Annotated in this window: 17 protein-coding genes and 1 pseudogene; 6 read left to right on the top strand and 12 right to left on the bottom strand. The window is 63.1% G+C overall.

The window, feature by feature from the left end; all coding sequences use genetic code 11:
* Positions 1 to 48 precede the first annotated feature (48 nt).
* A pseudogene (locus tag AC1MEM_RS23575) lies at positions 49 to 931 on the bottom strand (dienelactone hydrolase family protein).
* 128 nt (positions 932 to 1,059) lie between these two features.
* On the opposite strand from AC1MEM_RS23575, the gene AC1MEM_RS23570 reads away from it, so the two are divergent.
* Genes AC1MEM_RS23570 through AC1MEM_RS23560 form a run of 3 tightly spaced genes read left to right on the top strand, consistent with a single transcriptional unit; the run spans position 1,060 to position 3,751 of the window.
* The gene (locus AC1MEM_RS23570) at positions 1,060 to 1,458 is read left to right on the top strand and encodes a GntR family transcriptional regulator (protein WP_499474512.1); all 399 of its coding nucleotides are present in this window, start codon (positions 1,060 to 1,062) and stop codon (positions 1,456 to 1,458) included.
* Positions 1,455 to 2,327: an ABC transporter ATP-binding protein gene (locus AC1MEM_RS23565; RefSeq protein WP_499474511.1), complete on the top strand. Its 873-nt coding sequence runs from the start codon at positions 1,455 to 1,457 to the stop codon at positions 2,325 to 2,327. Before AC1MEM_RS23570 ends, AC1MEM_RS23565 begins: the two co-directional genes overlap by 4 nt.
* Positions 2,324 to 3,751: a hypothetical protein gene (locus tag AC1MEM_RS23560; RefSeq protein ID WP_499474510.1), complete on the top strand. Its 1,428-nt coding sequence runs from the start codon at positions 2,324 to 2,326 to the stop codon at positions 3,749 to 3,751. Before AC1MEM_RS23565 ends, AC1MEM_RS23560 begins: the two co-directional genes overlap by 4 nt.
* On the opposite strand, the gene ggt is transcribed toward AC1MEM_RS23560, so the two are convergent.
* Positions 3,752 to 5,509, bottom strand: a complete 1,758-nt coding sequence (gene ggt, locus AC1MEM_RS23555) for a gamma-glutamyltransferase (RefSeq protein ID WP_499474509.1) — start codon at positions 5,507 to 5,509, stop codon at positions 3,752 to 3,754.
* Between the two features lie 17 nt (positions 5,510 to 5,526).
* On the bottom strand, positions 5,527 to 6,012 hold the full coding sequence (locus tag AC1MEM_RS23550) for a hypothetical protein (protein ID WP_499474508.1): 486 nt from the start codon (positions 6,010 to 6,012) through the stop codon (positions 5,527 to 5,529).
* A gap of 74 nt (positions 6,013 to 6,086) precedes the next feature.
* Between AC1MEM_RS23550 and pstS the strand changes: the two genes are divergently transcribed.
* On the top strand, positions 6,087 to 7,130 hold the full coding sequence (gene pstS / locus AC1MEM_RS23545; RefSeq protein ID WP_499474507.1) for a phosphate ABC transporter substrate-binding protein PstS: 1,044 nt from the start codon (positions 6,087 to 6,089) through the stop codon (positions 7,128 to 7,130).
* Positions 7,131 to 7,273: 143 nt separating this feature from the next.
* On the opposite strand, the gene AC1MEM_RS23540 is transcribed toward pstS, so the two are convergent.
* The 9 genes from AC1MEM_RS23540 to AC1MEM_RS23500 all read right to left on the bottom strand — a co-directional run bounded on the left by AC1MEM_RS23540 (position 7,274) and on the right by AC1MEM_RS23500 (position 21,828).
* Positions 7,274 to 8,665, bottom strand: coding sequence for a T6SS immunity protein Tli4 family protein (locus tag AC1MEM_RS23540; RefSeq protein ID WP_499474506.1), 1,392 nt, complete (start codon positions 8,663 to 8,665; stop codon positions 7,274 to 7,276).
* Positions 8,640 to 11,678, bottom strand: coding sequence for a phospholipase D-like domain-containing protein (locus AC1MEM_RS23535; protein ID WP_499474505.1), 3,039 nt, complete (start codon positions 11,676 to 11,678; stop codon positions 8,640 to 8,642). Before AC1MEM_RS23535 ends, AC1MEM_RS23540 begins: the two co-directional genes overlap by 26 nt.
* A gap of 33 nt (positions 11,679 to 11,711) precedes the next feature.
* Complete coding sequence (locus tag AC1MEM_RS23530; RefSeq protein WP_499474504.1) at positions 11,712 to 14,981, bottom strand: type VI secretion system Vgr family protein; 3,270 nt, start codon at positions 14,979 to 14,981, stop codon at positions 11,712 to 11,714.
* Between the two features lie 376 nt (positions 14,982 to 15,357).
* Entirely contained in the window at positions 15,358 to 16,251 is an 894-nt protein-coding gene (rpoH, locus tag AC1MEM_RS23525) for an RNA polymerase sigma factor RpoH (RefSeq protein ID WP_499474503.1), read from the bottom strand.
* Between the two features lie 529 nt (positions 16,252 to 16,780).
* Positions 16,781 to 17,701, bottom strand: a complete 921-nt coding sequence (ftsX, locus tag AC1MEM_RS23520; RefSeq protein WP_499474502.1) for a permease-like cell division protein FtsX — start codon at positions 17,699 to 17,701, stop codon at positions 16,781 to 16,783.
* Positions 17,698 to 18,372, bottom strand: coding sequence for a cell division ATP-binding protein FtsE (locus AC1MEM_RS23515; protein WP_499474501.1), 675 nt, complete (start codon positions 18,370 to 18,372; stop codon positions 17,698 to 17,700). The genes ftsX and AC1MEM_RS23515 overlap by 4 nt, the downstream gene beginning before the upstream one ends.
* A gap of 20 nt (positions 18,373 to 18,392) precedes the next feature.
* Complete coding sequence (gene ftsY, locus AC1MEM_RS23510; RefSeq protein ID WP_499474500.1) at positions 18,393 to 19,502, bottom strand: signal recognition particle-docking protein FtsY; 1,110 nt, start codon at positions 19,500 to 19,502, stop codon at positions 18,393 to 18,395.
* A 209-nt stretch (positions 19,503 to 19,711) separates the two neighbouring features.
* Positions 19,712 to 20,473, bottom strand: coding sequence for a DUF4261 domain-containing protein (locus AC1MEM_RS23505; protein ID WP_499474499.1), 762 nt, complete (start codon positions 20,471 to 20,473; stop codon positions 19,712 to 19,714).
* Positions 20,474 to 21,435: 962 nt separating this feature from the next.
* Positions 21,436 to 21,828 (bottom strand): hypothetical protein, encoded by a 393-nt coding sequence (locus AC1MEM_RS23500; RefSeq protein WP_499474498.1) that lies wholly within the window; start codon positions 21,826 to 21,828, stop codon positions 21,436 to 21,438.
* 315 nt (positions 21,829 to 22,143) lie between these two features.
* Here AC1MEM_RS23500 and AC1MEM_RS23495 point away from each other — a divergent pair, with 315 nt between their 5' ends.
* Entirely contained in the window at positions 22,144 to 22,764 is a 621-nt protein-coding gene (locus AC1MEM_RS23495; RefSeq protein ID WP_499474497.1) for a FapB/FapC family functional amyloid domain-containing protein, read from the top strand.
* A gap of 97 nt (positions 22,765 to 22,861) precedes the next feature.
* The gene (locus AC1MEM_RS23490; RefSeq protein ID WP_499474496.1) at positions 22,862 to 23,623 is read left to right on the top strand and encodes a FapB/FapC family functional amyloid domain-containing protein; all 762 of its coding nucleotides are present in this window, start codon (positions 22,862 to 22,864) and stop codon (positions 23,621 to 23,623) included.
* The last annotated feature ends 42 nt before the right edge of the window (positions 23,624 to 23,665 follow it).

Here is a 23,665-nt window from a genome sequence, read left to right as displayed (position 1 = left end):
TCCAGGCACGCCCGGCCGGCGCGCACGATTTACTGCGCGCCTCGGCAACTACGCCAGCTTTGCCTTGAAAAACCCGACAGTCCGGCTCCAGGCCAACTTTGCCGCCGCCTCGTCGTAGCGCGGCGTCGTGTCGTTATTGAACCCGTGCTCGGCGCCTTCGTAGACGAAGTGCTGGTACTCCACCTTGTTGGCCTTGAGCGCCGCCTCCCAGGCCGGCCAACCCGCGAGGACGCGTGCGTCCTTGCCGGCATCGTGGCTCATCAGGGGCGCGCGGATCTTCGCCGCCTCGGCCGCCGGCGGCTGGCTGCCGTAGAAGGGCACGACCGCGGCCAGATCCGGTATCACGGTGGCCAGGTAGTTGGCGATGCCGCCGCCATAGCAGAAGCCGACCACCCCGACCTTGCCCGTCGACTGCGCCAGTCCCTTGAGCGCGCCCGCCGCGGCGACGAAATCGGCACGCGTTTTGGGCTGGTCCAGCTTCTCGAACAGCGCGCGCCTTGTCCTCGTCGCCCGGATAGCCGCCCAGCGGATGCAGCGCGTCGGGCGCGAAAGCAATGAAACCCTCCAGCGCCAGCCGGCGCGCGATGTCTTCGATATGGGGATTCAGGCCGCGATTTTCGTGGACGACCAGGATCGCCGGCAGCTTGCCCCTGGCATTCGCGGGAACGGCCATGTAACCGCGGACCGTGCCGTAACCTTGCGGAGACGGAAACTCCTCGTAGCTTTTTTTCAGCCGGCTGTCGGACGAGGCAACCAGGGGCGCCGCGAAGGAGGGCGACAGTTGCGCCAGCAAGGTCGCCGCCGTCGCGCCACCGACCGCGTAGCGCGAAGCGCTGGCCAGGAATTCGCGGCGCGACAGGCGCCCATGCACGTAGCCGTCGAATAGTTGCAGAACTTCGGGGTCGAAATCGTTTGCTGTCAATCGCGTCATGTCAATGGCCTCTCCGGAGGGGGAATCGCCCCGCTAGCATACGCCCCGCCCGACCTTTGTTTAATATTTCTTGTTGACATCAATTTAAAACGCGTCTACTGTATTAATCAACTAATACACTACGCGCCATGACCACCCACTCCGCCCAGCTGTTTTCCATCTCGACCGGCTCCCCCGAGCCGATCTACCGCCAGCTCGTCGAGCAGGTGCGGCGCCTGGTCGCTGGGGGCCAGCTGGCGCCCGGTGACGGCATGCCTTCAGTACGCGAGGTCGCCCAGGCGCTCACCCTGAACCCGATGACCGTCTCCAAGGCCTATGGCCTGCTCGAAATGGAAGGTTTATTGACCCGCAAGCGCGGCATGGGCATGAGCGTGGCCGAGCGTCCGAAGACCGGCCACAGCGCCCTCGAGCGCGCCGGACTGCTGCGTCCCACGCTGGAACGCGCCGCCATGGAAGCACGCCAGCTCGAACTCGATCCCGACACCGTTGTTTCCCTCTTCATCCACATCCTGAAGGAACAGGCATGACCACACCGATCATCGAGATCGCATCGATCAGCAAGCATTTCGGCGGCACCGCGGTATTGAACTACCTGACCTGGCAAGTGATGCCGGGCCAGGTCGTCGGCCTGCTGGGCCGTAACGGTGCCGGCAAGTCGACCCTGCTCGAATGCCTGCTCGGCCTGCGCGAGACCAATGGCGGTTCGGTCAAGATCTACGGCGAGGACGTGGGCGCACTATCGGATGCGACCCGCGCCCGGATCGGCTACGTGCCGCAGAAGTCCGACCTGTTCGAGTGGCTCACGCCGCGCCAGATGCTGGACTACGTCAAGGCCCTGTACCCGCGCTGGAACGATGCCAGGGTCGATGCGTTGCTGGCGCGCTGGGGATTCGATGCGCGCATGCAGGACCAGCCGATCAGCAAACTGTCCGGCGGCGAGCAGCAGCGCCTGTCGATCATCCGCGCGCTCGGCCCCGATCCCGAACTGCTGATCCTCGACGAACCCGTATCGAGCCTGGACCCGGTCGGACGCCGCGAGTTCCTGCGCGAGCTGATCGACGGCGTCATCGAGCGCGGCACCACGGTCGTGTTCTCGACCCACATCCTGTCCGACCTCGAACGCGTCGCGCTCGACATCGCCTTCCTGAAGGACGGCCGCATCATGCTGCAGGGCCAGCTCGACGCGCTGCTCGAGGGCGCGCGCCGCGTGACCGGACCGGGGACAGTACTCGACGGCGTCGCGCTGGCGGGGGAGGTGAGGCGCCAGCGCAGTGCCGACGGGACCGTCAGCGTCGTCACGCACAGCGGCGCGGCGCTCGGCGCGGTTGGCACGCATGCCGGCGTGCGGGTCGAGCCGCTCAGCCTGGAAGACCTGTTCATCGAGGTGACGCAATGACCGCGGCCCTGCGCGACTATTACCTGCTGTGGCGCATGGCGCTCAGCATCCGCCACGCGCGTGCGAACGCCTTCGTGCTGGGCGTCACCGCGCTCGCCGTCCTGTGCATCGGTGCGCTGGTGCAGATGACGGAGGGCAGCCTGCTGCAGACCGCGAGCGTGTGCGTGCGCGTGGCGCTGGGCGGCTTGCTGGCCGGCTGGATGCTGTATTTCGTGCCCGGCGCGCTCAAGCTGAGTACTCCCCTCACGGCGCGCCTGGTACCGCGCATGCGCCGGCGGCTGATGGAGTTGACGGCGCTGGCGTGGGCGCTGGCAACCGTCTCGGCCACGCTGCTGTCGCTCGACACGCGTGCGGTACCGGCCTTTGTGTTCCTGGGAGCCGGGAGCTGGATTGCTGCCTACGGGCTGGGGCAGAGCGGCCATCGTGCGGCGGGGCTCGCCCAGTGCGCGCTCGTTTTCCCCATTGTCTTCAACAGCAGCCTGCCTCCCGGCCTGTTCGACGCGCTCAGGAGCGGGACCGGCTTTGCCGTCGCCGCTTTCCTGATGCTTGCCTTTGGCGCCTTCACGCTGCAAGCCATGTTCATGAACGGCGGCGAGAAGCATTACGCCGCCTGCGAGGCACGCGCCCTGCAGAGCGAGCGCCTGTCGGCCGCTGGCCAGTTCAGGGAGCGCAAGGGCCGCAAATTCGGCGCCGCGCTGTATCTGCGGGTACTGCGCCACGACTGCCGCACCCGCGACGGCGGCCGCCTGCTCTGCCACCTGCTCGGCGCATCGAACCACTGGGTCTACCGCGCGCTCATGCTGGCCGCCCTGGTGGCCGTCGTCGGCGTCGCGCTGCTCGCTCTGCCCCGCTTCGCAGGCGCCGAGACGCAGCGAAGGGTGGCGTCGATCGGCGCTCTGTTCGCCGGCGCGCTGCTGTTCGTGCCGCTCTTCGACAGCGAACGGCGCAACGTTCGCCTGAAGGACACCGCTGGCGAACAGTCCCTGTTGCGGCTGGTACCGGCGATGCCGGGCAATGCGCCGGCCTTCAACCGCGCCGTCAACCTTGCGCTGCTGCGCGGCGCGCTGCTCGAATGGGCCATGCTGGCCGCGACCGTCCTGCTGTTGACGGTGATGACGGGCGCCCCGGCATCGACCATCTTCATGCAGGCCTGTTTCTGCTTCCTGACGCTGCCGCTGGTGGGGACCAGCCTGCGCGACCACGCGCACCGCGCCGGGCTGCTCGGTTGGCGTTTGTTCCTCGGCACGGCGGCCTCGATTGGCCTGAGTGTCGCCGTCGGCGCCGCCCTGGAGCGCGCGTCCGGCCTGCCCTTGACGGCAGGGGCGGCGCTGACGAGCATCCTCATCACCCTGGCCATCGTCACCCGGGGCCTCGCGCGCGGCCGGACGGCGCCCTTCGCCTTCCCGGCCGGACGCCTGGCGTGATCAGTGCGCGCTCTTCTGGACGAGCGCGCTGCCCATCCCGTGACGCCGGCCCTCGCTGACCGCCGTCACGGTACCGTCAGGATTGAAGACGATCGCATTCGCCGCGCCGATTTCCTCGGCCGGCGCTTCCCATTTGTGGCCGAAGCCTTCCAGCGCGCGTGCCTGTGCGGAGCCCGTAAAGCCCGGTTCCACCGAGGTGGCGGCGCCGTTCCGCTCCGACAGGCGCGGCGCGTTGATCGCCGCATCCATCGGCATGCCGAAGTCGACGTAGTTCACGATGGTTTGCAGCACCGTGGTGATGATGGTCGCGCCGCCCGGGCTGCCGATCGTGAAGGCAGGCTTGCCGTTCTTGAGCGCGATGGTCGGCGCCATGCTGCTGCGCGGCCGCTTGCCGGCTTCCGGCACGTTCGGGCGCGGGCCGGAAAAGTCGAAGTCGGTCATCTCGTTATTCAGCAGGAAGCCGTAGCCCGGCACCACGATGCCGCTGCCGCCCCAGGACTCGATGGTGAAGGTGTAGGACACCACATTGCCGTCCTTGTCGGAGACGGTGAAGTGCGTGGTATGGGCGCCCTCGCGCTGTAATGGGCGCGTCTGCTGTGGGCGCAGCGGGATGCTCTGGTCTTGCTGGAAGCCGTACGGATCGCCGGCGGCGACGTTGGCGGCGGCGCGTTTGGGGTCGATCTGCGCGCGGCGCTGGGCGGCGAATTCTTTCGACAGCAGGCCGGCTACCGGCGCATCGATGTATTCGGGATCGGCCAGATAGGCGTTGCGGTCGGCAAAGGCGAGGCGGCTCGCTTCCAGGTAGAGGTGCTCGGCCTCTGGACGCGGCATCGACTTCAGGTCGTAGCCCTCCAAAATGTTCAGCGCTTCGGCGACGGCGACGCCGCCGCTGCTCGGCAGCGGCATGCCGTAGAGTGCATAACCGCGGTAGGTGCTGGCGACCGGCTGGCGGATGCGCGCTTCGTAGTTGGCGAGGTCCGCGAGGCTCATCTTCCCCGCGCGGACGTGCGCACCGTTGGCGACCGGCGGCTTGTTGACGGCGTCGACGATGGCGCGCGCCATCGGGCCTTCATAAAAAGCGCGCTGGCCGCGCGCGGCGATTTCGCGGTAGGCCTTCGCCATGTCGGGATTGCGCAGCACTGTGCCCGCCGTGACGGCCTTCCCATCGCGCAGGTAGAGCGCGCTGGTCGTGCCGAACTGCCGGAATTTGCTTTCGTTTTCGCGCGTCAGGTGCGAGAAGGTATCGCTCACCGTAAAGCCTTTGGTGGCGACATCGATTGCCGGTGCCAGCACCTGCTTGAAGTGCATGGTGCCGTAGCGTTCCAGGGCTTCGTGCCAGCCGCGCACCGTGCCTGGGACACCGACGGCCGCGCCGCTGGCCACTGCCATGTCGAAATCGATCTCCTTGCCGTTCTCCTGGAAGACCGCCGGGGTGAACGAGGCGGGCGCCGTTTCCCGGTGGTCGATCGTGATCACGCGTTTGTCCTTGGCGAGATAGATCACCATGAAGCCGCCGCCGCCGATGCCGCAGCTGAACGGATCGGTCACGCCCAGCGTCGCCGCCGCGGCGACCGCCGCATCGACCGCATTGCCGCCCTTGTTGAGAATGGCCAGCGCCGATTGCGAGGCCTTTTCGCTGATGGTGGCAACGGCGCCGCCGCTGCCGGTGGCGACCGGCGTTTTGGCAAGCGCGAGCGGCGCGTGCAGGATGATGGAAAGGGTCAGTGCAGAGGTGAGGGCGGTCGCGGATCGGGTCATGGAGTCGTGGGCAAGGGTTAACGAGGATCAGGCGGGACGATGGTGAAGGTGGCGCGGTAATCGATGGATGCGCCCTGGGCGGCGGCGGGGGGAATCGCGCTGTCGTCGAGCACGATGCGGCGTCCGTCCAGGACGGCGGGGGCCGCACCCGGCTGGGCGGGCGACAGTGTGAACGTTTCAGGCGCCTCGCTGCCGCGCCGGATGCTGAAGCGGTAGCTCAGCTTGCCGGCCCAGACGCACTGCACGCCGGGCGGGCAGCGGCTGTCGTCGACCGCCTCGAAGGCCACCATCACGCCGGGCGCCACTTCCACGCTCGCACCGCGTTCGAGCGTGAACGTGCCGCCGATGCGTGGCGCTGCCGGCGCGGCGCAGGCGACCAGCGTGGCACAGAAGATGGACAGGGCGAACAGGTGGCGCATCGGGACAATGGTCGTGTCGGCAGGTGCAGCATAACAAAAACGCCACGGCACCGGCGCATTCTGGAGCGACATTCGCAAGGTCATACAGCCGTCATATTCGATGGCTAGACTGCGCTCGTCACTTCGATAACCTGATCCACCCGGAGCAAAGATAAAAGATGAAAATCAAGCACCTGTTCAAAACGATGATCGCCGGCGCCGCTGCCTCGATGGTCATGTCCTCTTCCTTCGCGGCCGATGTGACGGGCGCCGGCGCGACCTTCCCGTATCCGATCTACGCCAAGTGGGCTGAAATGTACAAGGCGGCCACCGGCACCGGCATGAATTACCAGTCGGTCGGCTCGGGCGCCGGCATCAAGCAGATCAAGGCGAAAACCGTCGATTTCGGCGCCTCGGACATGCCCCTGAAGGCGGCCGAACTGGATGAAGCAGGCCTGATGCAGTTCCCGGCCATCATGGGCGGCGTGGTCGCCGTGGTGAACGTCGCAGGCGTCGCCGCCGGCCAACTGAAGCTGACCGGCCCGGTGCTGGCCGACATCTACCTCGGCAAGATCACCAAGTGGAACGCGCAAGAGATCGCCGCACTAAACCCGGGCGTCAAGCTGCCGGGTGACGACATCACCGTCGTGCACCGTGCGGACAGCTCGGGCACCTCTTTCCTGTTCACCGACTACCTGTCGAAAACCAGCCCGGAATTTCAATCGAAAATCGGCGCCGGCACGGCCGTGAAATGGGCGACGGGCGTGGGCGGCAAGGGCAACGAGGGCGTGGCCGCCAACGTGCAGCGCATCAAGGGCGCGATCGGCTATGTCGAGTGGGCTTACGCCAAGAAGAACAAGCTGTCGCACACCCAGTTGAAGAACAAGGACGGCCAGTTCCTGCAGCCCGACGACGACAACTTCAAGGCCGCCGCAGCGAGTGCCGAGTGGACCAAAACCCCGGGCTTCGCGGTGGTCCTGACCGACACCGCCGGCAAGAACAGCTGGCCGATCACGGGCGTGTCCTACATCCTGATGCAGCGCGCGCAGGCGGACGCGGCCAAGGGCAAGGAAGTCGTGAAATTCTTCGACTACGCCTACAAGCATGGCGACGCCGCCGCGGCCGAGTTGGACTACGTGCCGATGCCTGATTCCGTCGTCAAGCTGGTGCAGGGCGCGTGGAAAGCGCTGCTGAAGGATGGGGCGGGCGCGGCGATTTATTGATGTAACAGCGGGCACAAAGCCCGCGCAGCGTTACCGGCAGCTTGGCGGCGGTCTTGACAGACCGCCCTTTTTTTTAATGTCACGCGCGGGGGGCTCCGGTGAACAACGCATGCGCTCCCTGGAGCCCGCCTGTACTAATAGATTCACTTGCCCTCGAACTCCGGCATTGCCGGATTCGTCGGCCGCCAGCGCATGCTGCCCAACAAAATGTCGAGTCGCTCCTTGCTTTGCTTGAAGGGCGGTGGATTTTGTTTCAGTTCTTCGGCGTGCACTTTGGTGAGGGTATGCAGTTCGACCAGGATGTAGGGGAGGACGTCCGTGCCGAGCCAGCCGCTGTAGCCGGTGAAAACGCTGTAGACGTCGTAGGTCTCGTCCCCGGAACGCGCCTGCATCACGGTGCCGCCCTGCGGCGCGCTCAGCCCACCCAGCTTGACCATATGCGGCCCGATGCGCTGGATGACGACGGCGCTGACTTTGTCCTGCTCGGTTGCCGGCGGCGGAGACATGCTGGCGTCCGCCGCCGCCATCAGCAGCGGCGCCTTCGCGCGGCGCGGATCGACGCTGCCGGTTGCGATGGTGTACAGCACGCCCGGCGCGTCCGGGTAGCGCAGCGACTGCTTGAATTCGATCGGCGTCCTGCCGTCGTCGGGCAGGAATCCGAAGGGGATGCAGACGCCGGGTTCGGTCGGGATCTCGTTCGCGGCGCGCGGGCGGAATTTCGCCAGCATGGCGGAAAAATCGCGCTGGTGTTTTTCTCTGTCGGCCGGCGTATTCATTTTGACGGTGGATTCGAACACGAAGATGTGGTCGTCACGCGTCAGGTAGGCCCGCAGGATGGAGTAAAGATTCGTGTCGTCATTGCCTTCGGTTGTGCTCGTCCAGTAGCCTTGGCTGTCTGGTACTCCAGGGTCGAAAGGCTTGAAGGTTTCCCGGTCTTCTTTGAGTGTTTTTTCCCACCCGCGAATCCATTGTTCCTGATCCTTGATTGCTTCTTGGAAGTCCTTGACGTTTTTGACAGTTCGCCTCTGCTCATCAATAGAGGCGCGAGCTTCCCTTATGTTAGTTTCGAGGCCGGCATCAAGGGCAGCGGGCGTAACTTCGAATATCTCTTCCTTTTTAACTCCGCTAACTGATCCGATGACTGCAACGCGTGTCGTACCAAACCGCATGGTGTCGAACCGGGCGGCAACATTGGGGCTGAAAGATCGAGCGAAAAAGCTGCTGTAGGCGTCGGAGTAATAATAGAGGGGCCACTCGACGTGCGGTCCTACTTCAAAAATCAGGCGCCCCAAGCATTCCGATTTGGTCCCGGCTGCTTGCCTGAAACCGGGTGCCGTGACTTTCAGCATGTCGGCGGACGTCGGCTTACGAGAGGGCACAATGTCGTCGTCAGTTTGCGTCTGTCCCGGTTTGGCGTGGCACCCGGCAGCCAGGAGGGCACACAGGGACAGCGCCGCCAGTCGGGGCCGGCGGACATTGGACACGGAGCGCTGAGTCGGGAACAGGACGTCAGACAACAGGTTTCTCGCTTGCATTCTGGCTCCATTCAGTGGGGTTGGCGTTTCCATCCTCGCCTGCGTTTGCAAGATAGCGGCCATCGTTTTCGGGAGAAAGATTGTTCGCAAGTAAAGTCAGATTCATCTTCGACGAGTTATCTTCGCCAGCTGTCCAGGACACCGGAAGGGCGACGATAAAGCCTTGGATGTTGGCCGGTACGCTCTCTTGGGGGCGCCCCTTTGCTTCCCACGAAAGCGGTTCGTCCATCACTTCATCCGGGCGCCAGAAGCGTTCGTTGAAGGGCATGTGACTCGCTAGGCGGCGTATGCCCCTGTCCCAGGTCGGCCAGATCGGACTGGGTTTTCCCTCGACCTTCGCAAGAAACGGAAAGGCATGCTGGTACGCCAGGGCATTCGCATGTGCGACACGCTGAATCGCTTCCCACGTTTCCCTCTCGGCCGGCTTTTCGATTACCGCCGCCAGGGCGGCTGCGGGACGGGCACTCCCCATCAGCCCGAAGATCTTTTTCCACAACCGCACGCGCAGTTGATGGACGTTGGCGCTGACAGCGTCTTCGTGCATGCCATCGAGCTTGACCTTCAGCGCTTCGTCGTCGCGAACGATGACGGCCAGTTCCGAGTCGCGGTCTCCCAGCTGGCTGCGATCATTGATGTTGGCGCTGCCGAGAATGGCGACCCTGTCATCGGCAATCAGCAATTTTGAATGCACGTAGATTTGCTCGGTGACGGGGCGCTTTTCCAGGACCTCCCAGTTACGCAGGTTTAGCAATGTCAGATATGTTTTCCATAGATCGCCGCCGTCTTTAACAGTTTTTTCGATCGCGTAACTATTTACCAATACCATTGCTTCCGCCGGTCTCATTTTCTTATTTTTGATGAGCGCTGCAACCAATATCGCCCGTCTGATCCGGTTCACCAAGCTATGACTCCCAAACACCAGCGACTGCATGGTCAGATGCAGCTGGGTCATGATATTCAGGGTATTCAGTGCACCTTCCGGATGGACCGGCAGCACCATGTAGACGTGAAACGGCCGCTTGTCGTAAATCGCCTGTTCGATCCGGCGCGCGAGCGCCTCGCCGATCGGGTTCAGGAGTTTTTCCTGCGCGTGGCCCATCACCTGGGACGCCTTGGTGGCGGCCAGGTTGTTCAGTACCACTTTCAGGTCGCGAATGAAGGCGGCGCCCGCGCCTTTCGCATCGCGCTCGATGTCGTCGAACTGGGACCAGCGTATCGCGCCCGGCACTTTGTCGATCGGAAGCTGGTAGATGCCGAGTCGCTTCGCATACTTCTCATAGCCTGCCAGGGCGGTGAGGTCGGTCAGGGCCGCCATGGGGCTGGTGGCCGGATCGTTCGAATCGCCGATATGGTCGGCCCCATACGCCGACTGAAAGAACTGCCCCTCGATATAAATAAATTGTTGCGCACCGTGGATCGCCGTCAGCATCGCCTTCAGGCAGTTGTTCTGCACCTGCCCCGGGGCCGGGCCCGCCTGCTCGGCATGCGCCTCGTCGCGCTGCAGCGTGCGAGGCGCGCTGCGCAGCACTTGCACCCAGCTTTTCCCCGTCTTCGGCTGCACGGCCTTTGGCGGCGGCGCGGCCAGGCGCGGCAATTTCGGGCGCGGCAGGGGCCGCACCCCGAAGACAGCGAACAGGGCCGCCACGTCCTGCTGGACAGCCGTGCTCGATTTTTCATAGCGGCATGCGATGCCATTCCAGCGGCGCACGAAATTCCTGCTCAGGTCGCTCACCGCCGGGCCGCTGATCGCGCAATGCACGTCGTGCCAGGGCATGCGCGGTTGCGCCGGCGAGATCGTCTTGCCGCTGGCGGGCACTACCTTGCGCAACTTGCCCAGGTTCGGGTAGCGTTCCTTGCGCCTGGCGGCGGCATGGCTCAACTGGCTCAGGGTGGCGCTCGTAAACGCTTCGATGAGCGTGATGCTGCCCGCGCGCAGGTCGGCCGGGACCTGGTCCGTGCTGGCGTTGTTGAGCCACGCCAGCAGCACTGCGGCGGTGTTGGCCGCATGCGCGCTGCCGGTGGTGCGCAAACCCTCGAATTTGCCTTTCAGGTTCTGGTCGAGCTTGTGGTATGCCCAGCGCGATACTTCCTGCGCCGCGTCGAGCGGCATGTCCTGCCAGCGCCGCACGAAGTCGGGCATCAAATCTTTGGTGTCCCACCAGTCGCCCACGACCTTGCGCGCATCCCGGAGCGCGTCGCTGGCCGGTTTCACGCCATCACGCACCTGCGCGATCGGTACCGCCACTGCGGAGGTGGCGAACGTGGCCGCGCCGCCGGCGAATCCGTCGAAGCAGGCGCACAGGAGCTCGGCGCGAGTCAAATAACGCGTCTGCTCGACCTGCGTCAGTTCATGGATGGGGGGAATGCAGCTGTTATAGAGCTCGTTCCCTGCGCGCCCGTGCGCGGCCAGCGAAAAGCGGCCGTCGTCGCGCCGACCATAGGCCAGGTCGATACCGCCGACGAACGCGCGCCGGTCGTCGATCACCACCAGTTTCTGATGGTGCGAGAAGCCGATGCCGAGACCGCCCGGCATGTCGCTCTGGGCGATCGCGGGCAGGGCGAACGCGCGCGCGGGCGGCGGGTGCCCCGCATTCAGTTGAAAGACGGCGAGCATCGTCTCGAAGTCGCCGGTGTCGACGCCGACCTTCGGCGACAGCCAGGGCGTGACGAAGATGCGCAGCGCGGGTTTGGCGTCGATCGCTTTTTCCAGGTATTGGAACAGGGTTTTTCCGCCCGCGAGTTCGACATCGAAATTGACCTGCCAGCCGGCGATATAGATCGACTTGGCGGCCCCGTCGATGGCGCTGGCGACGGCCTGGAAATACTCTTCTCCCGTGACGTAGAAATCCACGCTGTTGCCGCGGCCTGGTTCAGAAAATGGACCTCCCCAGCACAGGTCGGGGTATTTTTCCAGCGCGACCCCGTCATGAATGAAACATCCAGGCGCGGAGGTCGCGGCGGCGATCGCTTTGCCATCGGCGGAAACCAGTTGGGCGATGTGTTTGTTGGTCATGGGCGCTTTGATGAATCTGGATCGAAGAGGGATTCAGGTTTTCACTTTGGGGAAGATGCCGTCCGAGGCGGGCGCCTCGAAAGCTTCTTTCGCATACCGGGTTTGCGGCAGTGCCCCGTCGCCGAACAGGGAGGGGTGCAGGTCTCCGCTGAAATCGGCCGCGTGCAGGGCATGCAGCAATTTCTTCTTCGCGTCCCAGTCCGGCGACTCGGTGCGCACGTCGACCCGCGCCACATGCCCGGGGTAGACCAGCCAGGTGCGGTCGGGATGCTGGGCATACGCCGCCGCGAGTCGTTCCTGCTCGTCTTTCGTCAGGGTGATGCTTCCCTGGTCGTCAGTGCGGCCTTGCGCGATCCGGTGTTCGTCGTCGATGGCGCCGAGGCCGTAAGGCATCTCGCCGTGGGCAATCGCCCACGGCGTATTCGCCAGCGGATGGCCGTTCGGACCTGGCGTGTCGGCCAGGCGCATCTTGAACTCCAGAGGTTTCTGTTCCAGTGCCGAGCGCGGCAGTTTAGGAAGGGGGTAATTCAGGCTTGCCGGATCGACCAGGCTCTTCTTTCCGGCATACACGCTGATTTTTCCAGGGCACTGGACCGTGATATTGCCGCCCTCGATCGTGATGTTCGCGCCGCCCGCCGTCGATAAACTGATGCGTTTGGCCGCGGCCCAGTCGATGTGGGCATTCGCGCTGATGACATTGATGTCGTCGCGCGCCTGCACCTTCAGTTCGTCGCCCTGCGCCTGGACGTCGATCGCATCCCTGGCCGCGATCATCTGCAAGCCGATGCCCCGGTCGCCGGCTTTGACCGCGCCGCCCAGCAGGCCGATCGCCTGCCCGGTGTGAACCCGCATTTGTCCGCCGGCGACAAACTGCGTATCGTGCCCGCTCATCAACGCGATGGTTTCGCCATTTGCAAGCTGCAGGCTTTGCCCGGCGACGGCGCCAAGCCCATCCTTTGCCGTAATCGCGATGAGCGGTTCGGCCAGGTGCGGCAGTTTTGTGTCGCCGGATGCCGTATTGCGCGCCGCCGCATCGCCCTTTGCTCCAGCGAGGCTGTTCTTGTCGACCGCACCCGATAGCGCCTGCGCCATGGCTGCGAGTGGACCATTGGCGCCATCCAGTACGCTCGCGCCGGCCTGCGCGGCGCCCAGATGCGCGGCCAGGCCGACTGTCTGGTGGGTCGCGGCGGCCAGGTGGAACGACTGCGCCAGCTTCACGGCCTGTTGCAGCATCGCGACCCCCGGCGCGTTCTCGCCGGCCGCGTCGCGCACCGCTGCGCTGTGAGCGCTCGCGTAGCTCGACACCAGCAGTCCGGCGCCTGCGCGGACGGCGCCGTAGGCATCGGTGCGCAATTCCGCGCCGAGGCCGCGAAAGCTGCCACGGTAGTTGTCGGCGGCGTGGACCAGGTGGCCCAGGTTCAGTTCGCTCGATGCATGGCTGCATTTGAGTTGCACCCGGCCTTGCGCATCGGTATCGTCGAATAGCAACTGGCTGTAGCCGGCCCCGCCGAACTCCTTGCTGCGAATGCCCCATTGCGCAGCGCCATTGCGGTGGCCGGCGCTGTCGCCGGACGCGCCGTGCCAGACCGGACTGTTGCCGCCTGCGAGGTTGCCTTGCGTCGAAGGGGCATGATCGTGCGCACGTGCGAACACGGTGCTGTCGCTCACGGTATCGCGCCGCCCGCCTGGCGTCGGCGCGGTGCCGCCTTCGCCCCGGCCGTTGTAGAGCGTCCCAACGATGATCGGCCGGTCGATGTCATTTTCGAGAAATTGCACCATTACTTCCTGGCCGATGCGTGGCAGGAACTGGCAGCCCATGCCGCCGCCCGCGGACCGCTGCGCCACGCGCACCCAGCAGCTCGCGTCGCCGCTGTCCTGCCAGTGGAAACGGATACGCACGCGCCCCAGTCGATCACAGTAGAGTTCATCGGCGCCCCTTGGCGTATCGCGGCCGTCCGGGCCGATGACGATTGCAGTCTGCGCACCGTGCGCCGTCGGTTTTGCACGGCTGCCGCCATCGCCTCCTGGCAGTTGCGGACGCCACGGGAATTGCACCGGCACCGCGTCGAAGCAGTTGGCATAGCCCGATTCGATGGCCTGTGCAACGGCCAGCGCCATTTCGTCCGGATGTTCGCCGAGCATGAATTCCTGCAGCAATTCGGGGATCGGGCCGAACAGTTCGGCCAGCGCATGCCGGACCGGGGGCGGCAGGTTGTTCACGCCGATGCTGCGCACGCGCAGGATCGTGAACGCTGGGGCCGGACCAGGCTTTTTCAGCGGCATGCCGGTGACGGTCACGCGTGTCCCGGCGCGCAGGGTACGCACCGTCGAACGGCCGCGCCAGGCTTGGCCGCGTGCTTCGAGTCCCTCCATATGCAGGTCTGCGTAGCGTGCAGCTTGTTCGCGGTTGGCGAACGCATACTGGCCGGGATGGTCATACGCTTCGAGCGTGGGCAGTGCGAGCATGCGTTTGATGCGGGTAGGAGAACTCGCGGCGACGGGCTGCCTGGAGTTGTAGTCCGGGCTGAGCACGGTCACAAGCGAGGCGTGCCGGCGCCGCTGTTCGATCAGCGCCTGTACCGTATCCTGCGCCTCGACGGCATGCGCGCCGTGGTAGCGCACGCCGGCGCCGCGCTTGCTGCTTGGGTCTTCGGGCACCGCGCTCAGCCGGTCGCTTTCGGCAAACAAGACCATGCCGGGGCCGTCGGCCGTTTGTTCGAAGCGCCAGCAGAGCCCTTCGTCGGCAAGCACCCTGCCCACGAAATCGAGATCGGACTCACGGTACTGGCAGCAATAGCTGCGCGGCAGGGCGCGCGCCATGAACGACCTTGCGTCGTCGCTCCAGCGCCAGCGCGCCAGTGGGAGGTAAGGCTGGAATACCGCGTCGACAATCTCGATGACGGTCTTGTCCTGCCATACGCGGCTGTTACGCACTTGGCCGAGACGCCAGAGCCACGGAGAAATCCGCACCCGGTAACGCGCAAATCCGCCGTCGCTGCCCAGCATCGCCACTTCGCTGATCTCGCCGCCAAAACTGGTGCGCGTGCCGTTGGCCAGGCTGATAACCAGGCTTGCCCGCTGCCAGAGCAAGGTTTCAAGCGCAATATGGACACTGGTGGACAAGACAATGACATCGCGCGCACCAATTTCCTGCACCGCGTCGTTGGCGAAAAAGGCTTCGACCAGCAGCCCGCCGGGGCAGGGCTCGGTGCCACTGTCCCCGACTGTCAGCGCATAGAGCCTGGTGGTGCTGGAAAATTGAACCAATGCGGAGGTGAGTTGTTTCACCAGGGTAGGCGTCATGACCGGTCGGCTCCGTTATCGCGTTAAACGATTGTGGCGGCGGTGAGGACGCATATCGCCGCCGCCGCCATCGCGTCCTGCGCCGTGCGCAAGAGCAAGCATCGATCAAGATAGCGCAGAGGAAACGCAAGGAGAACGTCAGTTCATGACGCTTGCGATACATCAATAATTTGCAGGGAATCAATGGCACAGGCGCGACGCGGCAGCGTCGGCGACAGGGCGGAGGGGACGGATGGGGCAGGATGCGCGGGGGCGGGGGAGAAAATTCGATCGTGACGGCGGCCCGCGTGGGTAGCGGTGCGTTGACGATGAACTGGTTCGGAAATAAAAAAGCGGCCCTCACGGGGCCGCTGTGTCCTGCCTGATGTCTGGCTGATCAAATAAACGCCGCCAGCGCACCTTTCATCTTCTTCAATGCCGCCGATTCGATCTGGCGAATCCGCTCGGCCGACACGCCGAACTCTTCGGCCAGCGTGTGCAGGGTCGCACCCGAGCCGTCGTCGTTCGCCAGCCAGCGCGCTTCGACGATGCGGCGCGAACGTGGGTCGAGCTTGCCCAGCGCCGTTTCCAGGCCTTCGGACTGCAGGCGCGTGACCTGCTCGGCCTCCAGCACCCTGGTCGGCTCCTGCTGGTCCGACGACAGGTAGGCGATCGGCGAGAACTTGTCGTCTTCGTCGTCGGTCGGCGCTTCCAGGGCGATGTCGCGGCCCGAGAGGCGGGTTTCCATCTCGATCACTTCTTCACGCTTGACGTCGAGCATCTTCGCCAGGTCGTCGACCTGGGTCGGGGTCATCGCGTCCAGGCCCACCTTGTTGCTGCGCAGGTTGAAGAACAGCTTGCGCTGGGCCTTGGTCGTGGCGACCTTCACCAGGCGCCAGTTTTTGAGGATGTATTCGTGCATCTCGGCCTTGATCCAGTGCATCGCGTACGACACCAGGCGTACGCCCTGGTTCGGGTCGAAACGCTTCACGGCCTTCATCAGGCCGATATTGCCTTCCTGGATCAGGTCAGCGTGCGGCAGGCCATAGCCGAGGTAGCCGCGCGCGATCGACACCACCAGGCGCAGGTGCGAGAGCACCAGCTTTTGTGCGGCGTCGAGATCGTTCGCTTCGCGCAGCCGCTTTGCCAGCGAGACCTCTTCCTCGTGGGTCAGCATCGGCAGGCGGTTCACGGCGGAAATATATGCGTCAATGTTGCCAAGCTGCCCGGTGAAACCGAGGTTCAGGGCACGATTGCTGGTCGGAACCAATGCGGATGGTGCGGACGTCATATTTTTTCCTCGTAGAGTAATCTTTGCTGCATCGATCAAGTCCACCGGACATCCCGGAGGCTGACTGCACAACGATGTGCAAGATGCGTATCAGACCTTGTTTACCTTCACTTGAGTACACATATTAGCACTCCCCATGGGAGAGTGCCAGCCACGCCCTTCCTGCGTCGGCGCGTTTAAGTTTCGTTAAAGTATTTCTGTGTGGAACAGAAAAATAGGATGATTGAATGTAAAGCAGCTTCCTGCATAACTGTTGAGATAGCTCAAACGTACGGGGCTTGCGGCAGCGGTCAGGGCTCAGGTTACGGGGGCGACGCGCCTGTTTTCTGTTAGCTGGCGCACGGAGCACAAGATTCGGCGGTCAGGTGCGACGATGTCTGGCGAGGTCGCGGCGTTCACGCCTACAAGGCAGGACGTGAAAATTTGCATCAAGGCACAACATAGGGCGTTCGGTCGTACGGTGGCCGCGCAAACAAAAACGGGTGATACAGCTGCGGCCATATCACCCGTCATGTGGGCCAGCAAGCCCTCAGCGCATCCGCGCCAGGTGCCGCTGCACCGACAGCAAGGCCCCGATCAGCCCCAGCGCGGCACTGATGGCCAGCAAGCCCGCCACCTCGAACACCCCAAGCGGCGCCAGCTGGAATTCCGATGCATACAGCCGCGCGAACTCGGCAATCGCCCCATTCAGCGGATGCAGGCCCAGCGCCACCACGCCCAGCGCAACGGCGCCGGCGCACAGCCCGAGCAGGGCGCCCGTGTAATAGAAGGGGCGATGGATGAAATTATCGGTCGCGCCCAGCAGTTTGGACACGGCAATTTCCTCACGCTGGGTCATGACTTGCAGGCGGATCGTATTGAACACCACTGCAATCACCACCACACCCAGCGTGACGGCCAGCAGCAGCAGGGCCAGGCGCAGGATGGCGAGCAGGGCGGCCAGGCGTTTCACCCAGGCCGAGTCGACCTGCACCGTGTCCACGTGCGCCAGCGCGCCCATCTGCTCGACGATGCCGTCGATGCGCGCGGCCTCGGCGGTGCTCTTGAAACCGTCCAGCGTCATCACATAGCTATCGGGCAGCGGGTTCTCGCCCAGCGTGTCGAGCGCGGCGGAAAGGCCGCTACGCTCTTTCAAATCGTCGAGCGCCTGTTCGCGCGGCACGAACGCGATGCGCGCGTTGCTGCCTTGCAGGATCTGGCGCAGCTGCGGCTCCAGCGCCTGGGCCTCCTCGCGCGTGGCGTCCGGTTTCAGGAACAGGCTCACTTCCGGATCGACCGACAATTGCTCCGACATCGGGCGCACGTTGTCGAGCAGGGTGATGCCGGCAAAGGGCAGCGCGAGCGCGACCGCGACGACCACCACGTTGAACAGGAAACTGCCGGGCGCCTTGCGCACGGTCGACATCGCCGCCCTCAAGGCGAAACTGTGCTGGCGCAACCACGGGCTCATGCCGCACCTCCAACACGGTCAGTAGGGACGAGTTCACCATGTTCGAGGCGAATCACGCGCGCCGCGGCGTCGAGCACCTGCTCGTCGTGGGTCGAGATCAGGCAGGTCACGCCCACCGAGTGAAACGCGCGCAGGGCGTCGAGCACCTTGTCCGCTGCCACGCGGTCGAGGTTCGCGGTCGGTTCGTCGGCCAGGATGATCTGCGGCCGGTTGACGATCGCGCGCGCGATCGCCACGCGCTGCTGCTCGCCGCCGGACAGTTCCAGCGGATGCGCCTTGGCGCGGTCGAGCAGGCCGACCTTGTCGAGCGCGGCCCGCGCGCGCTGCTCGGCCCCGGCCTTCGGCGCGCCGGTCACCAGCAGCGGCAGCATGGTGTTGGCCAGGATGTTGCGGTCGTTCAGCAGGCGCTGGTGCTGGAAGATCAGGCCGAGTTTGCGGCGCAGGAAAGGGATGCCGGGTTTGCCCAGCTTGCCGATGTCCTGGCCGAACACGATCACGCGCCCGCTGCTTGGACGCTCGATGGCGGCGATCATTTTCATCAGCGTCGACTTGCCGGCGCCGGAAGGGCCCGCCAGGTACACCAGCTCGCCCTTGTTGATGTTCAGGGACACCTCGCGCAGGGCGGTGGCGTCGGCGGAATATTTCTTCGAAACTGAGTGGAATTCGATCATCTGGACCTGGCTCTTGTTCTTTAACCCAGCAGCGCTTCAACGAACTCTTCTGCATTGAAAGGCTGCAGGTCGTCCAGCTTCTCGCCGACGCCGATGAAGTACACCGGGACCGGACGGGTGCGTGCAATCGCGGCCAGCACGCCGCCTTTGGCCGTGCCGTCGAGCTTGGTGATCACCAGGCCGGTCAGCTGCAGCGCGTCGTCGAAGGCCTTCACTTGTGCCAGTGCGTTCTGGCCGGTATTGCCGTCGATGACGAGCACGATTTCGTGCGGGGCGGCATCCATGCCCTTGCCGATCACGCGCTTGATCTTTTTCAGCTCTTCCATCAGGTGCAGCTGGGTCGGCAGGCGGCCGGCGGTATCGACCATGACGACATCGACGCCGCGCGCCTTGCCCGACTGGACCGCGTCGAAGGCAACGGCCGCCGGGTCGCCCGAGGCTTGCGAGATCACGGTGACGTTGTTGCGCTGGCCCCAGACCATCAGCTGCTCGCGCGCGGCGGCGCGGAAGGTATCGCCCGCCGCCAGCAGCACCGACTGCTCGGAACGCTGCATGTGTTTCGCCAGCTTGCCGATGGTCGTGGTTTTACCCGCGCCGTTGACGCCGGCGATCATCATCACCAGCGGCGCGTGGCGGCCGAGCTCCAATGGCTTTTGCAGCGGCGCGAGCATCTCGACCATCAATTCTTTCAGCGCGCCCTTCACGGCGGCGGCGTCGAGCAGCTTGTCTTCCTTGACCTTGCGCCGCAGGCCATCGAGCAGGAACTGGGTCGCATCCATGCCGGCATCGGACATCAGCAGCGCGGACTCGAGTTCCTCGTACAGGTCTTCGTCGATGCGCGCGCCGACGAACAGCAGAGATAAATTGCTCGAGGTCTTGGACAGGCCGGCCTTCAGGCGCGTCATCCAGGACTTTTTCTTTTCCGCTTCCGTGGTCGGGCGTTCGGCCGTTTCTTCGATGAAGAGGTCGGCTTCCGGCAGGGCTTGCAACACGGGAGGCGCAGCCGGCGTCAGTGCAGGGGCAGGGGGCGGCGCAGCTGGCGCCAGGACGGGGGCGGCCGGTGCTGGCGCAAGCTCGACCGGTTCCGGCGTCTCGGGAACGGCTTTTTTTCTTTTAAAGAAACTAAACATGGATTGAGTAATGGAGGGTAGTGCATGCACATGCCGGGACGACGCACCGGCACGACGAAAAGGGTCGCGCGTATTTTACCAGAGGGAGGTACTGACGAATCGGCAACGAATTGGTAAATACAGGAGGCCGTCGATATGCGCAAACGCGGCAGTTCGGCTGTGCGGCCGCCGGGGATGGGGAGGACCTTGGCCGGTCTTATTGACCGCTTTTATTGGCGATTACGGCGCCACCAGTTGCCCTTCTTTTCGGGCGCCACGGGGCTCAGGCGCCAGGCGCCGTAGGGATTGTTGAACAGGGAATCGGCGCCGTAATCGATCGCGCTCACCCGTTCGACCCGGTACACCGGCTTGCCTTCGCTGACCGAAAAGGTATGGCCGTCTTCCAGCTCCGGCGCGTATTCGAGCAGGTAGCGCGTGAAAAAGCGCAGCATGTCGGCCGCCTGCGCCTTGTCGCCGGCGCTGGTGATCGCTTCCGGCAAGCCGAAATTGTGCATCCCGCAGGAGTAGACGTCGGCGCCGGCCACGTACACCACCAGCGCCCGGTGCGCGGTCAGCTGCTCGAGCTGCTCGCACATGTCGATCCAGTAGGCCGGGGCGTGGGCGATGCCGGTGCTGTCGACCTTCACGCCCAGGCCGCCGCTGTCGATCAGGGCGGCGCCGGCGCGCATCATCCCCTCGGCCGCTTCGCGCGAGCCGCCCGGTCCCACCAGATAGGCGACCGATGCATGGGTGTCGATATCGCCCATCGCCTCGGTCGCCGCCCAGTGTGGACCGGCCTTGGCGAAGTCCGACGGCAGCTCCGGATCGGCCCCCTGCAGCACGAGTTCGCAGGCAAAGCCGGTCTCGCTGTCGCGCAGCAGGTTGCCGCAAAGCGAATAGCCGATGGCGCTGACGGCGATCTCATCGGCCAGGGCACTGCTGTCTTCCCATGGGCCGGGAATGCAGAGGACCAGTTCTGGGGTGGTGCTCACGGTGCTTCGTCTCCTTGTTGTTGTGCGATGGCGCCGGAATGCGCTGTTCCGGGTGCTTGGCGGGCCGACCGGGTTCCGGAAGAGCCATCCATGGAGCAGCATAGCGTGTTCAGCGGAAACCTGGGTTTGCCAATCGAGCGCGGGTAAAAAGCCGGGCCGGGCCGTTCGGTTAGGCTGGCGCAGTGCGTTCTGGCAGTGTTGTAAGGGCATCGGCGTTCGGCGTGGGCTACACCCAGCGGGTTCCGTTGTCGAGCCGGGCAACCAGGTCCGGATAGTGTCCAGCAGGCCTGTGCAGCAGTATTGTTTCGCTGAACATCCTGGAGTGATGGTTTCCATATGATTGCCACGGCGCACAGGTCGACCGGCCCTGCGCCGATGCTGCGGTCAGCAGCGACGCCGCGTCCGCAGCACGCGCGGACGACTCAAAATGCGCGCTTTGTCACGCTGGACGCAGTGGTACGTTGGAATCGACGGGTGCTGGCAACCTATACTGTGCGGGGCTTTTGCAACAACCGGTATAAAAAAATATCGCCAGCCGGGACCGGACATTTTGCACGCCGACGTTGCATTCTTGCGTACCGTCTACAACGATCCGGCCTGGATCGAGGTTTTCATGCGCAGGCACTTTACGCAAGTCGTTCATTATCTTCGGATTTTTTTGCCCCGGGTTGAATCCATGCGAAGATCGTGCACTTAAGCAAGACACAAAGTTTCATTATCGAAATTCTGGCCGCGCACTAATCGCTACTTTCCAAAAAAATATGTGTTGTGGGTACTCTTTCTGCATGCTACCTTTCAAACCATATTAAAAAACATAACGATTAAACGGGGATTTCTGGCGCCAGCGCCATTGCATGTACCACGTCCACTGGTATATCGCTCAAGATCACACACTAATTTTTTGCAATCATGCCGGAGGCGCGTACTGTGCTTGGTCGCTATTGCTCTTGTTACGTCCAGCGTTAATCCAGGGTGTGCAATGGTAATGGGTGAATCAGTGCGCCGAATTTGAATGCACGAAGGCGTTTTTTGGTGGCAGTTGCCAGGACGTTTGTCGTCATGATTAATGAAGTTGAAGTTGAAGTTGTTGAATAGCCAGGTTCAGGAATCCTTGACGAGGATAGAACTGCCAGGCACGCCTTGTTAACCGTATGTGGAGCAAAATCCATGAGTGCCACTTCAGGTCGGTCAGATAAAAAGTTGTCCACACGTTTGATATTGGCCTTGTTGATTTTTCCCTTGGGCGCACGCAGTGGCGACATCACTTTTTCCCCATCGGGGACTCTTGTCATATCGCGGGATGTGCCGCAACATAGCGCGTTCCGTAGTGGCGATACAGGGGTGCCTACGGTCATGGCCACTGCTCGGGAAGACTTGGTTCTGTCTGGTGTCGGCTTACTCACAAACAGGCCCATAGCGCTATCCGACTTTGCTCTCTCAGGCATTTCCAGCGATCAGAGTAAGTCGACCGCACTACAGGCCTCCACGGGTGAAAAAAATTCAATAGAGCATCTTGGTTCATCACTTTCCGCTACATCCGCTTTGACAGGTGACGGTGTGCGAGCACACGGGGCCGGTATGGGCGCGACAGCGAACATTGGCGGTGCATTAAGCAAAAACTTGGCGCCCATCGGAAGTATGATCATGTCGGCTTTTCCAACAGGAAAATAATGAGCCATCCGTGGAAACGCCTATTGAAATTAATAGTTCTTTGGGGTGTTGCGTTATTTCACAATGCGGCACAGAGCCAGGCTCAAGGATTGGCGAATGCGATCAACATTATTTCTGATGCCAGCGTTTCGAACGCGGCGGGAAATATAGCCGTTAATACCAGCGCAGGCAGCGGTAATCAGCAGTCAAACATCGCCGCAATTAGCGTCAGCAATAAGCTCGCGTCCACGTTAATTTCCAACGGTCAGAATCAGACTGAAATAAATTACACACGTGGCGGTACTGCAAGTACTATTGATTCAGGCGCACTCAGCAATGTGTCGGGGATTATTGCTATTAATCAGGTAAGCGGAAATAATAACATTCAAGCAAATTTGTTGGCTATTGCTGTCGGCGGTACTGCCGAGGTATCGAATGAACAGCTTGGTCAAATCGGTACGGCCGGAAAACGAAGCGATCCTGCGGAAAGCGAAACAGGCATACAGAAAATAAACAAGGCCACAATAGCTGATTCTGCGCTATCGAATGCGACTGGGATTGTACAGATCAATCAGATCGCTGGATCCGGAAACATTACCGCGAATATATTCACACTGGCCGTAGGAGTCCTGCAGCCTTAGGTTCATCCGAGTTGTTTGTTGTTGTAGCCTGTAGATGTTGTCGTTCGTTTGTACTTCCATGTCGTTGAACCCTTAATCCTAAATTTTGGAGTCCGAAATGAAATTTGCTAAACTCAGCATTGCCTCCGCCGTCCTTGCCATTTTCTCGGCGCCTGCATTCGCCGATCCTCCGCTTAACAGCGCATCGCTTTCCAATACGACGAGCATCAGCAATGACGTGAGCGTGAAGGGCAAGGTCGATGTCAGCGGCAAGATCAAAGTCGAATCGGAGGCTGGCGCGGTCACCGACAACAGCCAGGCATCGGTCGGCAATCTGGTCATTACCTTGGGTGGCTCCAACGACGCAAGTATGGCAAACAGCGGTAACGGCATCACGGGCAACGTCGGTGTCAACATTTCCTCGGGCACTGGCAATGCACAGGGCAATGAGGCGGCGCTTGCATCGCTGGCTGATGCAAATTCCGTGTTTGCCTCGGCTCAAACCTTCTCGTCGCAGGCATCGGCTGTCAATGCCAACCTGGCAGTGTTGACAGACAACAAAGCAAGCCTGGCCGGCTCCTTCAACGGCGTGTCGGGGAACGTTGGCGTCAACACGGCCGCTGGCTCGGGCAACATGCAGGACAACCAGCTTGCCGCAGCGACCCAAACGACCTCGCCTGCAAATGGCAACATCGTAAAAGCAACGGGCAGCAACCAGCAACTGGTTGCCCTGACGCTCAACGGCGATGTTGACTTCAATAACACCAACGTCGCCTCGATCGGGAACTCGCTGACTGGCAGCGGCAACATCGGTGTCAACATGGCCGCCGGTTATGGCAACTTGCAACATAACAGTCTGTCGATCGCTTCGGCGCAATAATTTGCCGCGTCGCTCGTAAATTTCCACCAGCGATGTCGCTGG

Source organism: Telluria sp. AIW5 (assembly GCF_056680575.1).
Note: the sequence above shows the minus strand (reverse complement) of the source record. Positions and strands in the feature narration are given on the sequence as shown.

Excerpts from the sequence above, each read along its gene's own strand:
- AC1MEM_RS23495 (WP_499474497.1), top strand. The coding sequence starts at position 22,144 with ATGAGCCATCCGTGGAAACGCCTATTGAAATTAATAGTTCTTTGGGGT.
- AC1MEM_RS23530 (WP_499474504.1), bottom strand. The coding sequence starts at position 14,981 with ATGACGCCTACCCTGGTGAAACAACTCACCTCCGCATTGGTTCAATTT.
- AC1MEM_RS23535 (WP_499474505.1), bottom strand. The coding sequence starts at position 11,678 with ATGACCAACAAACACATCGCCCAACTGGTTTCCGCCGATGGCAAAGCG.
- AC1MEM_RS23500 (WP_499474498.1), bottom strand. The coding sequence starts at position 21,828 with ATGACCGTAGGCACCCCTGTATCGCCACTACGGAACGCGCTATGTTGC.
- rpoH (WP_499474503.1), bottom strand. The coding sequence starts at position 16,251 with ATGACGTCCGCACCATCCGCATTGGTTCCGACCAGCAATCGTGCCCTG.
- ggt (WP_499474509.1), bottom strand. The coding sequence starts at position 5,509 with ATGACCCGATCCGCGACCGCCCTCACCTCTGCACTGACCCTTTCCATC.
- AC1MEM_RS23560 (WP_499474510.1), top strand. The coding sequence starts at position 2,324 with ATGACCGCGGCCCTGCGCGACTATTACCTGCTGTGGCGCATGGCGCTC.
- AC1MEM_RS23515 (WP_499474501.1), bottom strand. The coding sequence starts at position 18,372 with ATGATCGAATTCCACTCAGTTTCGAAGAAATATTCCGCCGACGCCACC.
- ftsY (WP_499474500.1), bottom strand. The coding sequence starts at position 19,502 with ATGTTTAGTTTCTTTAAAAGAAAAAAAGCCGTTCCCGAGACGCCGGAA.
- ftsX (WP_499474502.1), bottom strand. The coding sequence starts at position 17,701 with ATGAGCCCGTGGTTGCGCCAGCACAGTTTCGCCTTGAGGGCGGCGATG.
- AC1MEM_RS23550 (WP_499474508.1), bottom strand. The coding sequence starts at position 6,012 with ATGACCTTGCGAATGTCGCTCCAGAATGCGCCGGTGCCGTGGCGTTTT.
- pstS (WP_499474507.1), top strand. The coding sequence starts at position 6,087 with ATGAAAATCAAGCACCTGTTCAAAACGATGATCGCCGGCGCCGCTGCC.
- AC1MEM_RS23565 (WP_499474511.1), top strand. The coding sequence starts at position 1,455 with ATGACCACACCGATCATCGAGATCGCATCGATCAGCAAGCATTTCGGC.
- AC1MEM_RS23490 (WP_499474496.1), top strand. The coding sequence starts at position 22,862 with ATGAAATTTGCTAAACTCAGCATTGCCTCCGCCGTCCTTGCCATTTTC.
- AC1MEM_RS23570 (WP_499474512.1), top strand. The coding sequence starts at position 1,060 with ATGACCACCCACTCCGCCCAGCTGTTTTCCATCTCGACCGGCTCCCCC.
- AC1MEM_RS23540 (WP_499474506.1), bottom strand. The coding sequence starts at position 8,665 with ATGCAAGCGAGAAACCTGTTGTCTGACGTCCTGTTCCCGACTCAGCGC.